Origin of the sequence: Flavobacterium sp. PL11, assembly GCF_035985025.1 — a bacterium.
Taxonomy (GTDB): domain Bacteria; phylum Bacteroidota; class Bacteroidia; order Flavobacteriales; family Flavobacteriaceae; genus Flavobacterium.
In genome coordinates this window covers 1-15,386 of sequence record NZ_JAXCIA010000046.1, presented here as the reverse complement: position 1 = coordinate 15,386, position 15,386 = coordinate 1, and the positions used below count along the sequence as shown (strand labels likewise).

Annotated in this window: 14 protein-coding genes and 1 pseudogene; 1 reads left to right on the top strand and 14 read right to left on the bottom strand. The window is 30.4% G+C overall.

Annotation, left to right across the window (positions count from 1 at the left end):
* The first annotated feature begins 351 nt into the window (after nucleotides 1-351).
* Nucleotides 352-900 (top strand): DUF4494 domain-containing protein, encoded by a 549-nt coding sequence (locus RCH18_RS15280; RefSeq protein ID WP_326937641.1) that lies wholly within the window; start codon nucleotides 352-354, stop codon nucleotides 898-900.
* 218 nt (nucleotides 901-1,118) lie between these two features.
* Here RCH18_RS15280 and RCH18_RS15275 read toward each other — a convergent pair whose 3' ends face one another.
* The 14 genes and pseudogenes from RCH18_RS15275 to RCH18_RS15215 all read right to left on the bottom strand — a co-directional run bounded on the left by RCH18_RS15275 (nucleotide 1,119) and on the right by RCH18_RS15215 (nucleotide 15,282).
* Nucleotides 1,119-2,024 carry a mechanosensitive ion channel family protein gene (locus RCH18_RS15275; RefSeq protein WP_326937640.1) on the bottom strand — a complete coding sequence of 302 codons (906 nt, stop codon included), beginning with the start codon at nucleotides 2,022-2,024 and terminating at the stop codon, nucleotides 1,119-1,121.
* 469 nt (nucleotides 2,025-2,493) lie between these two features.
* Complete coding sequence (locus tag RCH18_RS15270) at nucleotides 2,494-3,078, bottom strand: fasciclin domain-containing protein (RefSeq protein WP_326937639.1); 585 nt, start codon at nucleotides 3,076-3,078, stop codon at nucleotides 2,494-2,496.
* 296 nt (nucleotides 3,079-3,374) lie between these two features.
* The gene (locus tag RCH18_RS15265; protein ID WP_326937638.1) at nucleotides 3,375-3,854 is read right to left on the bottom strand and encodes a GlcG/HbpS family heme-binding protein; all 480 of its coding nucleotides are present in this window, start codon (nucleotides 3,852-3,854) and stop codon (nucleotides 3,375-3,377) included.
* 290 nt (nucleotides 3,855-4,144) lie between these two features.
* The gene (locus tag RCH18_RS15260; RefSeq protein WP_326937637.1) at nucleotides 4,145-5,182 is read right to left on the bottom strand and encodes an AI-2E family transporter; all 1,038 of its coding nucleotides are present in this window, start codon (nucleotides 5,180-5,182) and stop codon (nucleotides 4,145-4,147) included.
* A gap of 1,044 nt (nucleotides 5,183-6,226) precedes the next feature.
* Nucleotides 6,227-6,892: a hypothetical protein gene (locus tag RCH18_RS15255; protein ID WP_326937636.1), complete on the bottom strand. Its 666-nt coding sequence runs from the start codon at nucleotides 6,890-6,892 to the stop codon at nucleotides 6,227-6,229.
* 195 nt (nucleotides 6,893-7,087) lie between these two features.
* Nucleotides 7,088-7,747, bottom strand: coding sequence for an outer membrane beta-barrel protein (locus RCH18_RS15250; RefSeq protein WP_326937635.1), 660 nt, complete (start codon nucleotides 7,745-7,747; stop codon nucleotides 7,088-7,090).
* A 450-nt stretch (nucleotides 7,748-8,197) separates the two neighbouring features.
* A pseudogene (locus RCH18_RS16165) lies at nucleotides 8,198-8,341 on the bottom strand (hypothetical protein); the annotation flags it as partial.
* Between the two features lie 350 nt (nucleotides 8,342-8,691).
* Nucleotides 8,692-9,453 (bottom strand): tryptophan synthase subunit alpha, encoded by a 762-nt coding sequence (gene trpA / locus RCH18_RS15245; protein ID WP_326937634.1) that lies wholly within the window; start codon nucleotides 9,451-9,453, stop codon nucleotides 8,692-8,694.
* Between the two features lie 390 nt (nucleotides 9,454-9,843).
* Nucleotides 9,844-10,164: a gamma-glutamylcyclotransferase family protein gene (locus RCH18_RS15240; protein WP_326937633.1), complete on the bottom strand. Its 321-nt coding sequence runs from the start codon at nucleotides 10,162-10,164 to the stop codon at nucleotides 9,844-9,846.
* A 227-nt stretch (nucleotides 10,165-10,391) separates the two neighbouring features.
* A complete protein-coding gene (trpB, locus tag RCH18_RS15235) occupies nucleotides 10,392-11,573 on the bottom strand; it encodes a tryptophan synthase subunit beta (protein ID WP_326937632.1) in 1,182 nt (393 codons plus the stop codon).
* A 12-nt stretch (nucleotides 11,574-11,585) separates the two neighbouring features.
* Nucleotides 11,586-12,269 carry a phosphoribosylanthranilate isomerase gene (locus RCH18_RS15230; protein WP_326937631.1) on the bottom strand — a complete coding sequence of 228 codons (684 nt, stop codon included), beginning with the start codon at nucleotides 12,267-12,269 and terminating at the stop codon, nucleotides 11,586-11,588.
* 69 nt (nucleotides 12,270-12,338) lie between these two features.
* Nucleotides 12,339-13,127 carry an indole-3-glycerol phosphate synthase TrpC gene (gene trpC, locus RCH18_RS15225; protein WP_326937630.1) on the bottom strand — a complete coding sequence of 263 codons (789 nt, stop codon included), beginning with the start codon at nucleotides 13,125-13,127 and terminating at the stop codon, nucleotides 12,339-12,341.
* A gap of 488 nt (nucleotides 13,128-13,615) precedes the next feature.
* Nucleotides 13,616-14,608 (bottom strand): anthranilate phosphoribosyltransferase, encoded by a 993-nt coding sequence (trpD, locus tag RCH18_RS15220; RefSeq protein ID WP_326937629.1) that lies wholly within the window; start codon nucleotides 14,606-14,608, stop codon nucleotides 13,616-13,618.
* Nucleotides 14,609-14,715: 107 nt separating this feature from the next.
* Entirely contained in the window at nucleotides 14,716-15,282 is a 567-nt protein-coding gene (locus RCH18_RS15215; RefSeq protein WP_326937628.1) for an anthranilate synthase component II, read from the bottom strand.
* Between the last annotated feature and the right edge of the window lie 104 nt (nucleotides 15,283-15,386).

Genomic DNA, 15,386 nt, shown 5'->3' with positions numbered 1-15,386 from the left:
TACAAGCAACTAGCGGAATCTAAATCATTGTAAAATTACGCTCCTATCATTAATCTTATTGAACTAAACAAGATGTAGTTGCTCGGGTGGATACAGAACGACAGCATTATAATTATTTAAATGTAACTGAATTAATTTAGTTTATAATTGCATTTAAAATCACTAATAACGTTATCTTTTTTTTTACAATTATTAGACAGTACGATTTGTAAATTTAGCGCTGTTTTAATTTGCGTTTAAAAAGTAAAAATGCCTTTTGTAGTTCAAAATTAAATTGTGAATATCTATTTGGTAAATATTGCTTTTTTTTACGTCTAAAATCTATCTTTGACATCCTTAAAAAAATAAATGATGAGCACAATTTGGTACGAATGCAAAGTAAAGTATAAAAAAACGGATGAAAATGGCGGTCAAAAAGTGGCAACTGAACCTTATTTAGTTGACGCAGTATCCTATACGGAGGCCGAAAGTAGAATTACAGAGGAGATATCAGCTTATATTAGTGAAGAGTTTAAAATTACAAATATAAAAATAGCGAACTACGCTGAAATACATCCTTTTGAAAATGCGGATCGCTGGTTTAAATCCAAAGTATCATTATTAGCTTATGATGAGGAAAGCGGTAAAGAACGCAAAACTAGTATGTATTTACTGGTCCAGGCCAACGATGTCAAAGAAGCATTTGACAATACGGTAAGCGTAATGAAAGGAACAATGGGCGATTACACTATTCCTGCAATTTCAGAATCTCCCATAATGGATGTATTTCCTTATTTCTCTGGTGAGGAAGGAGAATTAGAGGAACTAGAAAAGTTTAATGCCTTAAAAGCATCAAAGCCAGAAGCGATTGCGGAAGTTGAGGATCAGATGGAATTTGCTGTTGAGGAAGAGAGCGTATAAATAAATTTTACCGCAAATAATCGAAGTAAACAATACTATTTTATTAAAATAGTTAGAATTGCTAAAAATATTTGCGGTACATTTTTTTAGAAAAAGCGCTTGATGAAACTAGAGCTTCATCAATGAAATATAGTACTTTTTGATAAAATCCGTAAACAATTTTTAGCAAGAATTAATAGCATGATATGCTCAATACTAATAAACGTATAAAATAATTATCAGTTTGATTCATTTTTATTTAAACGAAATGGAATCTCGGTTTGTGTGCCATAAAGTTTAATTTCTCTGATATCAGCTGGTAAATTGAATCCTTCTCTTAATAATGCTGTTTTTACATTAGTAATCACGCGTCCTTTAATAAGTAAAGCGTGCATTCCATATTCAAAAGTTTCAAGCCAGAAATGAACTTTAAGATTGACAGTATTAGTTGCAAGGGTATCAGTAAAAACAAAATTTGGGTGCTGCTGGTCTTGAAAAACACCTTCAGTTTTATTTACTACGTCTAATATTAGTTTTTCAGCAGCTAGTATATCATCTTCGTAAGCAATACCTACAATAAAATCGAATCGGAAAAATCCATCTTGAGTATAATTGAAAACAGGTTTTTTGATTACGTCACTATTAGGAATATAAACATCACGCCCATCAAAAGTGCTTAATTTAGTATATCTAAATTCAATGTTTTTTACTTTTCCAAAAACATCACCGATGCTCACCGTTTCATCTAAATTAAATGGTCTATTGAATGAAAGAATAATACCAGCGATAAAATTTTCTCCTATATCTCTAAACGCAAATCCAATAATCACAGTTGATGCTCCAGCAGCTGTAAGAACTCCAGTGGCTATGGTATCTAGTCCAGCAATATTTAATGCATACATAATCACCATTGTAGACAAAATGATCTTTATTGCCTTGACTAAAAAATTGACCATAATTGGATCGTCTGTTTTAGTAGAGAGGCCTTTCTTAGAAAGTTGAGCAATTTTTTGAGCGACAAACATTCCAATAGAAACAATAAGTATGGCAAGTAAAATACCGGGAATTTGCTCTATAAAATTATGCCAGTTTTCCTGAATGGAGGCAAAAAGTCTATCGGAACTATCTTTTAGATATTGATTCATTTATATAATTTTTATGATTCCGACCCTTTTTAAAATGGATTTGTAAATTTTATGTTTTTTAGATTTTAATTTGATTTCTTTCAGTACATTATACTTTTTAAAAGATAACAAATTACAAAAGTTAAATCTCAATTATAATATCTACTATTTTAAAGAATTAGTTAACTAACTGCTATTAAATTCTCGTAATAACTTACTTGTATATTCTTTCAATTATTGCTAAGATAGCAAATTTTTTTATAAAGGATTTAGAATATTTAAATCGATGTCTTCAGAAATCAGATTTATATGAAGTTTAAAACTGTACTATTTTTTCAAAAAATTTAAAAAAAACGTACGTACGAAATTATAAAAATAATTACTATACAACTAGAAATTTATGCATTACGAAAGTACAAAGTCCTAAAATTATTATATAAAAAAACCGTTACATTGCTGTAACGGTTCCTGAATTAATTATGTTTCAACCTTATTTAGGCATAACTACGGTGTCTATGGCGTGTATAACTCCATTTGAAGCAGCAACATCGGCAAGAATTACAGTAGAAGTTCCACCGTTAGCGTCCGTTAATATTACTTTACCATCATTCAAGCTTAATACAATTGTACCACCTTGAACAGTTGTAACACTATATTTTCCGTTATTTTTGTTTATTGCATCGATTACTGTAGCAGCATCAAAGTTTCCTGCAACAACATGATAAGTCAACACTGATGTCAATTTATCTTTACTTTCTGGTTTCAATAAATTATCTACAGTTCCAGCTGGCAATTTATCAAATGCAGCGTTGTTTGGAGCAAAAACAGTAAATGGACCTGTTCCGCTTAAAGTTTCAACTAATCCAGCCGCTTTTACAGCTGCTACTAAGGTTGAAAAATCAGCATTTGAAGCTGCAACATCAACAATATTTCCAGTTTCAGCAACTGCTACTGTGTCCATTGCTACTGTTGTAGAATCAGTCATTTCAGTTGTGTCAGCTGTTTTTTTCTCTCCACAAGAAGTTACGATAACTCCTAAAAGTGCTAATGCACTAAATGTTTTTACTAATTTCATAGTTGGTATTTTAAGTTTAAATTAATTAAGATAAGCAAAGATATATTATTTTTTAGTTTGTTTATCATTTTTAACATATAATTAAACAAAAAAATTTATGGCTAATTTTCTTGCTATATTGGATATATTTGGTTTTCATTAGATCGTTTTTCTTCAGTTACTTATGACAAATGCATAAATTACTGAATAATGTAGGTTTTATTTAAATTTATAAGTTTGAAAACTCTAACCTAATAAAAAAAAATTCACAATTTTAAATATATTTTGGTGATAGTGTAAATTAAAATGTATTGCCTTTATTTAGAAAGTATTTTTAATCCTGCTTTTGCAATTCTTACATCTTCATTTCCATGAGCGCCGCCCACACCAATTCCGCCAACTATTATTCCATTATTGAAAATTGGAATTCCGCCATCCATCATTAAAACATTTTCATCCAAAAACCGTATATCTTCTGGAATATTTCCTTCCTTGATCTCTTTTGCTATTTCAGCAGTTTCTCTTTTTTGAGAGCAAGCAGTATATGCCTTTTTATAACTAGCTCTAATGGTATGTACGCCAGCATTATGATGTCTTGAAACTGCAAGTGTTTGCCCTGATCGATCTACGATAGTAATGGTCACATATAATCCATCTTTTTGAGCTTGTTCTGCTGCAACTTGTACAATTTTTAAGGCCGTTTCACCAGTTAATATTGGGATTTGCGTAAATTTTTCTTGTGCATTTATCATTGTAGACATCAATAGTAGTAAAGTTAAAAGAATATTATTTTTCATCGTTATTATATATTTGAGTAGCGTGATTTTTTTGAGATTGTTTAAGATTATTAGTTTTATTGCAATATTTGCAAATATAACGAAGTAATTGCAGCAAAATAATGTTTTTGTTTTTAACCTTATAAGTCATCTAAGTTTTAAACATAAAATTTAATTATATTGAGAAATGATAAGATTAAACGAGAATTGTTTTTTTTCCAAATTAAGGCAATCGGAGTAATATTGTGACGAAAGTTATAGCAACAATATATTGTTGCTATAACTTATATGTTATAGTTTATAAGGTAATATTAATCTCGATTTTTAATGTATAATTCTTGAACGAGGACAATAACAATAACAGTAATTGGTGTTGCCAGCACTAATCCCCATCCACCCGTTAATGCTCCCATTAGTAATTGCGCAATAATTATAAGTGCGGGAGGCATATTAAGTAGTTTTTTTTGAACAAGAGTTGTTATAAAATTGCTCTCGATAAACTGAATCAATATATACATTCCAGCAACTATTGCTGCAGTTCCGGGACCCTGTAATAATGCAATCAATAATGCAGGAATCAATGCTATTAATGGTCCAAAGTTGGGTATAAAACTTATTAACCCAGCTACCAAAGCTAAAACTAACCAAAGTGGAATTCCTACAATCGATAAACCGATTGCTGTCAATATAAAAACAACTAACATTGAAAACAGTTTACCCTTAAGCCAGTTCAGTAATTGTGTACCTAATTTATCTAAAACTTGATTTGCTTGTTGCTGTCCTTTTTTGGGAACCAAGGCTATTATGCCATCTGTATAAGTTTTAGGAGAAATTGTAAAAAAAATTCCAATAAATAAAACTACATATATATCTCCAACAACACCAAAAGTAGATTGAAAAAATTGGCTTGCAAATCCTTGTACTTTTTCTACAGTCTCATTTGAGGATATCTTATTGATGATTTTATTCCCTATCGTTGTGTCTTGTAATTGATTCTTTACATTATCTATTGTTTTTGGTAATGTCTCAATTAATTCGTCAAACTGAGATTCAACTCTAGTGCCAATCAACCAAAATAATCCGGCGACAATTAGTAATGTACCAAAAATGGATAATCCAGTACATAAACCATCTTTCCATTTAGTTTTACGATGAATAAAATTACTGATCCCTCTAAAAAAAACAGCTATCAGAGTTCCCGCTAATATTAACAAAAATACGCTAAAAGTAATTTTAAGTATTAGTAATATAATCGTTGATAAAGCTACAATACCGACAGTTATCCAGACTTTACTATGAAATGATAAATTATTTTCTAATTTTATGGGCCATTGGTTTTCTTTTTCCATTGTGTTTTAGTTTTATTATCTAGTTCATAATTAAATTATTCCGACTTCCTTTCGAATATTTTTATATGTACTTATTTGAGATTTGATAGTTTACACGGAGATATAATTGCATTTATATCTTGTAAAAAAAAGCAGTAAAATTTAAGAAAATGAATAAAACCCGCAATTTAAAATAATTCATTTTTACTTTCCTTTTATCTAAATTACAAATTATCTAATACAAAACTTTTAATTTTAAAGCTTTTTTAATGTTTGCTGATTAGGATGGAGTACTATTTAAATTTATAAAAGCAAAAATTTAACATCAAATTTTTTTTAGTAAAAAGAGATAATTAGGTATTTAGGTAAATAGAAAAATAATGTTTTTGTTTTTAACCATATAAGTCATGTAAGTTTTAAACATAATATTTAATCATGTTTGGAAGAAATAAAGTTAAAGGATATTTTTTTTGTGTTAAATTAAGGACAGATAAGTGACTAAACAGTACAGATATAAGAGACAGTACTTTATGCCTATAAATTAAATTTTCTAATACAATTTGTAGACTATTTCTATTTTAGGTTATCGTCAAAAAATAAAAATAAAGAGGCAGTTAGCCTCTTTATTTTTATTTTTTATTATCTGTAAAATTTTCTAAAAACATAAAGATTTAAAATCATTTAATCATTTAATATACTAATAATGAAGCTGTTATAACAAAATATAAATAAAATTAAACCACAATACTTATTTAATTTTATTAATAAATCATCTTTATAATTTTTATCTAATATATATTTTATAAAAAACTGATCTAGTAAACATCAACTGACGAAATATATTCAAATGTTATCTCAATAATCTTTTCAATATAATGCTATTATGGTAACTGCAATTATAACTTTAGTTGTAAAATTTACTATTTGTATTCATCATCTAGCGTCTATTTATTACAAATTATTACCGATTACCAAATATTAGTAAAATTTATAACAATAATAAAGTTAAATCGAAGTACATGAAAGCGATCTTAAAAACGTTTATTAGCAGTTTAAAATCTCAATTTAAAATTTTGTTTTTAATGTAATTAATGAGTTGTTTATAGCCTCTTGTATTGCATTTTTTAAATTTCCAAAATCTTCACCTTTTTTCCAATTGCCTTGCATTTTAGCGACAGTTTGAAAACTTTCTTGCTGAATTAGTGTGTTATCGCTTAGATCTACCACTTCTGTTGCAATGTTTACATAACCTTGTTTATCTAATTCTATCACACCATAATAACTGACTAATATTCCGTACTTAATCTTTACGAACATGATTTCATCTACATTATTTGCGATTTTTAAATTTCTGAAATCTTTTTTGCTGTATTTTTTGTCTGAATTTGGTTTTTCAAATTTCTCTAAAGATTTATAATCTATCTGTTCAGGAATAAATTGAAATTGTTTCTTTTTTGAGTCTAGAATAGTAGAAATTTCTGCTTTCACCTTTTCTTGTAAAGCAAAAGTCGGTTCAATCTTTTTCAAAGGTTCTGTAAATCTATTGCCAGGAGTTAAGGCCATATCTAGTAATCCTTGACCTCCAGCTTTTGCCATACTAATACTATCAACTTGAATAATTACGCCCAGCTTTTTAGTATTATAAAATTGTTGGTTTAAAGGAACAGTGGTAACACAACTTGTAATTGTTACTAATAATAAAAATGCGAAAGTCAATTTTAATGATTTCATAAATGTGTTTGATTAAAGGGATAAATTTGGTTTTAGTTTTAAATAGTGACTTTGATGAGAAATTTTCTTTATATTTTTTCAATTGATATTCATTAGATTTACTGCCACAGAGTATTGTAATTCTAAATATAAATTTTTACAATGTAATAAGTAGATGAACTCACTACAATTTCAAAATAGCTATTTCTAGTTGCCTTAGTTTTGATTCTTGAATTTTACTATGTATCTAAGACCAGTCGAAAAACCTAGCGATTGTGTTCTATATGATCCAGAATTCAAATTTATTTTAGTAATGCCTGCATCTCCATTAAATTCTAAAAAAACTGTAAATTTATCTTTAAGTATGAGTTTGTCAACTCCAATTGCAAATAGAAAAGTTATCTCATTATGTTTTATAAATAGAGGTTCATTTAATTTCTTGAATGCTACAAGTTCATTTGTACTACCACTATAGATATTTTGATCTTTAAGTTTATTATAGCCAAAACCTATGTCCCCATAAATTCCGAAATTATTGCCAAGACTACCAGCTCTTCTATAGTTCAAATTGAACGATTTTGAACTGAATTTATATTCAGCATTAGAAACATTATCGCTTTCCGAACCTCTGTGGCTATTTAAAAATTCAAAATGAATACCATTTGTCATATTTTCACGAGGATTATTAAAATAGTAAACTATTGAAACCCCTTCATTACTATTCCATAATGCATTTCCAATTACAGCTTTTCCTTCTGTAATTCTAGAGTTTGCGATGTTGGTGAACCCATATCCCAAATTTGGACCAAATTCCAACTGTTGAGCAAATGCAATTTGGGTTAATATTAGAAAAATTCCAAGTAATTTTGTTTTCATTTTTAATTTTATTAATTTTCTAAAAGCCTTAATTTTCATTATATTTAATTAGTTGTTAATTTTTAAACCTTAAATAATTGGCGATTTACAATCAATTAAAATTAAGCCTCTGCTCTCAGTGTATAGCATAAAGTCTTAATAAATCACTTGAGCGCCAATTTTTGCAGCCTTTAACATTCAATATTACTTATCTTCTTCGGATAATATTTTTTTTCTTTTCGTATTCGTATTCTTCTAGGTTAATGATATTTTCATTAAATAAGTCTTTTAACTCTCGCAGCCTGTCAGCCTTTGACTTAGTTTGATTTTGCTGAGTTATAGTTTTAATAAAGGTTGTGCAATGCCAAAATTGGGTATCAATTCATATGTATAATTAGGTTTATACTTCATTGTCCATAGAAATGGAACAAACACAAAAATACCACTTATAATTGCACCTACATCAATCTATTAATACATTGAAAAATAGGTGTTTAAAGTGGCGGAACCCTCTTTGTCTAATTTAACGCTTGCAATACTTCCAACTATCTTTGTGTCTCGATGAGTGTAAGGAGTTATCCCAACAGACTCACCATTAAGAAACACTTTTGCACCAGTCGGATTTGATTAAATCACTGTTGTCCTTGCACAACTAGTCAATAAAATGGAACCATTTAATAACATTGAATTCGTCTTTTTTTCATTGTTTTATTTTTCATTTTAATTTTCTTTTTTACTACGACGCCACTTAAATATCTTTCATAATTCTGAGGCTTTGTTGATATTATGATAAACTGAATCAGAGAATAGCCACAATTATTAGTGGTCAAATGTATAAAAGATTCTTTAAAAATTATAAAGACAGCGATCATTATTATAACCTAAAAATGAAAATAATTATAGTAAAAACGGAAAAACGGCATTTAAATATATTTAAATACCGTTTTAAACAAAATCAAAGAATTTTAGTGAAGCGCTTTTATAAACGTCTCAATTTTTTCCGTCCCATTTACTGTTAAATCTTTAATAAAGGCACTTCCAATAATGGCTCCTTTAGCATACTGAGTTGCTTGCATAAAAGTTTCTTTATCACTGATTCCAAAACCAATAACTTGTGGGTTTTTAAGATTCATGTCGGATATGCGTTTAAAATATTCTTCTTGAACCCTTCCAAAACCAGTTTGCGATCCTGTTACACTCGCAGAACTAACCATATAAATAAACCCATCAGATACACTATCTATAAAATGGATTCGTTCTACAGATGTTTGTGGTGTAATGAGAAATATATTTTTTAATCCGTATTTTTCGAAAGTCGTTTTATATTCATCTGCATATACATCAACCGGCAGATCTGGAATTATTAAACCATCAATTCCTATTTCGGCACATTTTTTACAGAAATTCTCGATTCCATATTGTAGCATAGGATTGAAATATCCCATGATTACCAATGGAATTGTAACTGTATTTCTGATGTCTTTTAACTGATTAAATAAAACTTGGGTGTTCATCCCGTTGTGTAAAGCTTGAGTCGAACTTTCTTGAATAGTAGGTCCATCTGCTAAAGGATCACTAAATGGTAATCCAATCTCGATCATGTCTACACCATTTTTTTCTAAATCTTGAATGATTTGGACAGTATCATTTAAGTTAGGATATCCAGCTGAAAAATAAATGGATAATATTTTTTTAGATTCTTGTAATTTTTTGTTTATTCTGTTCATTTTATTTTTAATATTCGATTACATAACCTGAGAATTATGAAATTCCAAATTTGATTAACTTCTCAGATTTAATTTAATATATTTTGTTTTGTAAATCTACCAATGAATTCGTAATGCTCAATTTATATTTTTAATGAGAAATAGTTGGATAAGGTGTGTAAAAAATAATTACAAGTTTTCTCCAAATGTACGTTACTTTAATTTTATTAGATAGAAGTGTGTATTATAGATTTTTTCACCATAATCAGGTTTCCGATAATTTTGAACAATTTATTTACTTACTACTTTATAATTGTAAACTCCGCAGAAAGCTTAAAATTTCAAAATAAATAAATCTATTTGTAAACCTCGCACCTCTAACTTCTAACTTCTAACCTCCAACCTCTTTTCTTAAAAAGCTGCACTATAAGCCCAAGCTTTTTGACTAGATTGTAATTGTACTTCGACCCTTTTATAATGCACGCCTTCATATAAGTCTACTTGATGCAGTTCTTGTTTTGTAACTTCATAAACAATTCCTGAAATTGTATCTTCTGGTTTGTGAGTTTCTGTTATAATAGGATATTGTGCTAATCCAAATTCTTCTTCAATTTCAATTTCTTTGAGTATATAACCTACTAATGTTTCTGGAGTTCCTGCGAGAATACGACCAAAAAGATCTTTTTGATGATCCTCATTTTTTAAGCTTGCGTATGCGAATAATTTTTCCATAGGTTTTATTTTTGAAAATGTAAATTCAACTGCTGTTTATGACTTTGTGTTTAGGCTCACTTTATGTTTTGTATTTCTTTCTTGGAACATAGTGAACCTCATTAGTAATTATAATTCTCTTTTATTTCGATTAAAATTGAAGTATTAAATGTTGTTTTGGAAAGCTTAAACTTATGTAACACGGTTGAGATAAAGCGATTGCTCTAAATCAATTAGATTATATCTATTTATAATTTAAAATAATCGATGTAAGTATTTAAATCTTTATCACCACGACCCGAAAGATTAATTACAACAACATCATCTGGTTTAAATTTCATTTCATCAAGAACAGCAAAGGCATGTGCGCTTTCAATGGCTGGAATCAATCCCTCCATTTGAGATAGTTTAATTCCCCACTGCATAGCTTGTTCATCAGTAATGGAGATAAATTGAGCTCTACCTGTTTTAAATAAATTAGCGTGCATAGGGCCAACGCCAGGGTAATCTAGTCCAGCTGAAATGGAATAAGGCTCCGTGATTTGGCCATCAACTGACTGCATCAATAAAGTTTTACTGCCGTGAATAACTCCCACTTTTCCCAATGCAGAAGTAGCGGCACTTTCGCCTGAGTCAACTCCTAAACCAGCAGCTTCAACCGCAATAATATGTACATCCTTATCATCTAAAAAATGATAATATGTTCCCGCTGCATTGCTACCTCCACCCACACAAGCAATTAAATAATCAGGGTTTTCACGACCTTCTTTTTCTAATAATTGCTCTTTAATTTCTTTGGAAATAACCGATTGAAAACGCGCAACCATATCTGGATAAGGATGCGGTCCTACCACAGATCCTATGATGTAATACGTATCCACTGGATTATTAATCCAGTCCCGAATCGCCTCATTTGTTGCATCTTTTAATGTTTTTGAACCAGACATGGCAGGACGAACTTCAGCACCTAACATTTTCATACGCGCTACATTTGGCGCCTGGCGCTTTATGTCTACTTCACCCATATAAACAATACACTCCAATCCCATCAAAGCGCAAACAGTCGCTGTTGCTACACCATGCTGACCCGCACCAGTCTCTGCAATTATTCTCGTTTTACCTAAACGTTTTGCTAATAAAATTTGTCCAATAGTATTATTAATTTTATGCGCTCCTGTGTGGCATAAATCTTCTCTTTTTAGATAAATTTTAGTATTGTATTCTTCTGATAATCGTTTTGCAAAGTAAAGTGGAGTAGGTCTGCCCACATATTCTTTAAGCAGTGAATCAAATTCAGCTTGAAACTCAGGTTCAGCTGTTATTTTTAAATAATTCTGACGTAATTCCTCTACATTTGGATATAACATTTCAGGAATGAAAGCGCCACCAAATTCTCCGTAATAGCCTTTCTCGTTAACATTGTAACTCATTTTGTTTAAAGTTTAAAGGTTCAAATTGATTTGAAAATTTTCAAATAATGTCTTATCTTTTAATCCTGGCTCCGTTTCAAATTTACTATTTAAATCCAAAGCATGGATAGGTAATTGTGTTTTTAAAATTTCTTTTATTGAATTAATCTCTTCTAGCCCAATGCCACCACTTAAAAAGAATGGTTTCTTAGAGGGATAATTCTCTAATACTTTCCAGTCGAAAGCGAATCCGTTTCCTCCTGGCAATTTCCCTTTCGTATCAAAAAGGAAGTAATCGCAAACAGATTCAAATGGTTTTAAAAGTTCGAAATCAAAGTTATCGCTAATTGAAAATACTTTAATAATTTTAATATCTTTTGCTATTGACTCTTTCAAAATTTCACAAAATTCAACCGACTCTTTTCCGTGTAATTGAATCGCTTGTAGATTGTATTTGTCGGCTTTCGCCAAAATGATTTCGATGATCTCATCAACAAAAACACCAACTTTTTTAATCGACTTTGGTAAATCAGGTATTACACCATCAAAATAACGAGCTGATTTCTGCCAAAAAATAAAACCCATATAATCGGGTAGGAGTGACCCTAATTCGATCATATTTTTAGAGAATTTCATACCGCAAATTTTAATGGCTATGCCAGCTTTTGCCGAAAGGTAGAGATCCGATTCATCTTGATTATCTTTACTTTTTTTCATTTTTATTATTAAACATAAATTTCAAGAATTCTAAAAGATAAAACTGTGCAAATTTGTGAAATCTGTGTTCTATTTTTTATTTAAATTCTGTATAAATTCTTTAGCCGCTTTTCCAGCATTATCAGTTTTCATAAAGTTTTCACCAATTAAAAAACCTTTATAACCATAAGGTTTAAGTTCGCTGATGGCTGTAATTGACGAAATACCGCTTTCAGAAATTTTTACAAAATCATCAGGGATTTGTGCTGCTAATTGCTTACTAAAATCCAAACTCACCTCAAATGTTTTTAGATTCCTATTGTTTACACCAATCATGTCTAATGTTGGCATTATCGATTTTTGTAATTCCTCTAAACTATGTACCTCTAACAGCACTTCAAGTTGTAAACTTTTAGCGAACTCAGATAAAGATTTAATTTCTTCCCGAGTTAATACTGCTGCAATAAGCAAAATCAAATCAGCGCCATACGCTTTTGCTTCTAAAATTTGATATTCGTCGACTATAAATTCTTTGCGTAGCAACGGAATATTTACAGTGGCTCTTGCCAAAAGTAAATCATCTAAGGAGCCGCCAAAATATTTTCCATCAGTTAATACCGAAATTCCGCAAGCACCTGCATCCTGGAAACCCTTGGTTACGTCTTCAACAGTGAAGCTATAATTTATTTCTGCTTTAGAAGGAGAGCGACGCTTATGTTCTGCAATGATTCCTGTTGTGCTTTTTAATAGGCGATCACTTAAAGAAATCGTCTTTTTCTTAAAAAAAACCGAATTTTCTAACTGTAATGTTGGAATGATTGACTTTTTGAGAATGACTTCTCGTTTTTTATCTACTATTATTTTGTCTAATATATTCATTAATTTAATTTAAAGATTAAAAAGATTAAAGATTGAAAAATTAATTAATTCAAGTAATTTATTCTTTAATATTTCCAGCCAAATATTTTATAAAATTGGATAAATTTTGTGAAATTTCTATTGTTAGTTTGTAACTTTATTGTACTTCTAATTCGCTTAAAAAGCCGATTTCTTTGCTTAGAATTAACATACTTCTCACTTCTGCGCAACTTCTCTCATCTCTCATCTCTCATCTCTCATCTCTCATCCTTCCTCTTTCCTCTTTCCTCTTTCATCCTTCCTCTTTCATCTCTCATCCTTCCTCTTTCCTCTTTCCTCTTTCCTCTTTCATCCTTCCTCTTTCATCTTTCCTCTTTCCTCTTTCATCCTTCATCCTTCATCCTTCATCCTTCATCCTTCATCCTTCATCCTTCATCCTTCATCCTTCATCCTTCATCCTTCATCCTTCATCCTTCATCTTTCCTCTTTCCTCTTTCCTCTTTCCTCTTTCATCTACTCAACTCTTGTAATTTTTTCAAAGATAAATGTGCATTTCCAGATAATAAACTTTCTTTTGCTATTTGAAATCCTTCTAAAGGGGAGCATTTTGTAACCGTTGCGATTGCCATTCCTGCATTGGCGCAAACCACATTATTTTGTGCCTCGTTTCCTTTTCCAGAGATAATATTTATAAACATTTGTGCAGAATCATCAATAGTTAACCCACCTGCAATCTCACTTTGCTTTAACAGAGAAACACCAAAATCTTCTGGATTCAGCATTCCTTCCATTTTACTGGTAATAATTTTTGTAGATCCTGTTAATGAAATTTCATCATATCCATCGAGTGAATGCAATATGGTAAAATTAGTGGCTGTATTTTGATATAAATAGGCATACATTCGTGCCAATTCAAGATTAAATACGCCCACTAATTGATTTTGCGGAAACGCAGGATTTACCATTGGTCCAACCATATTAAAAAATGTTTTTACCCCTAATTCTTTTCGAATCGGCCCTACGTTTTTCATTGCTGGATGGAATAATGGAGCATGTAATATTGCAATTCCAGCTTTATCAATACTACGCTCTATAAATTCAGCATCATTTGTAAACTTGACACCCAGTTTTTCCATCACATTGCTAGATCCTGAAATAGATGACAGACCATAATTACCGTGCTTGGCTACTTTTATTCCAGCTCCAGCTGCTACAAATGAAGCCAAAGTAGAAATATTAAAAGTATCTTTTCCGTCGCCACCTGTTCCGCATAAATCGATGGTATTATAGTGCGATAAATCAATTCGAATACACAAATCTAATAATGCTTCACGAAAACCTGAGAGCTCTTCGATGCTAATACTTCGCATCATAAAAACAGTTAAAAAAGAAGCAATTTGACTAGTATTATAATCACCATTTGAGATGTTAACCAATACGTTTTTAGCCTCTTCTGCAGAAAGTATTTCGTGATTTATAAGTCTGTTTAATATGTTTTTCATAAGTCTTCCCCAGCCCCTCCAAACGAGGGAAGCACCTATTGGGGTAAATAGGATTTATATTTTTCTTTATTTTACTTAATTACAGCTCTTTAAACTGTAGTCATTAATTAGTTTTTAACCCAGTTTTCCAAGATCTTTTTTCCATTTGGAGTTAGTACACTTTCAGGATGAAATTGAACGCCCCGAACATCATATTTTTTGTGACGAAGCGACATAACTTGTCCGTTTTCGTCAAAAGAAGTTGCCTCTAAAGTTTCAGGCAATGTCACATCAACAACCCATGAATGATAACGTCCCACTTCAAAGTCATTTCCTAAACCGTCAAATAAAAGTTCGTCATTAACTACAGTTTTTACAATAGAAGAAACGCCATGATAAACCTTCTCTAAATTTGAAAGTGTTCCGCCATATACTTCACCTATTGCTTGTTGACCTAAACATACTCCTAAAATACTTTTAGTAGCACCATATTTCTGAATCACTTCTTTTAATAATCCTGCTTCATCTGGAATTCCTGGTCCTGGTGAAAGCAAAATTTTATCGAAGGCTGCTATTTCATCAATATCAAATTCATCGTTTCTATAAACCGTTACTTCACAATTTAAATCTTCTAAGTAATGCACTAAATTGTAAGTGAAACTATCGTAATTATCTATAACTAGTATTTTTTTCATTTTATAAATTTTTTGGCTCTTCGCCTAAATTAGTGGAATTATATATTTTAGGCATTTCCTAAATAATACACCATCTTTATGAAATTCTGCGAATTTCTATAACC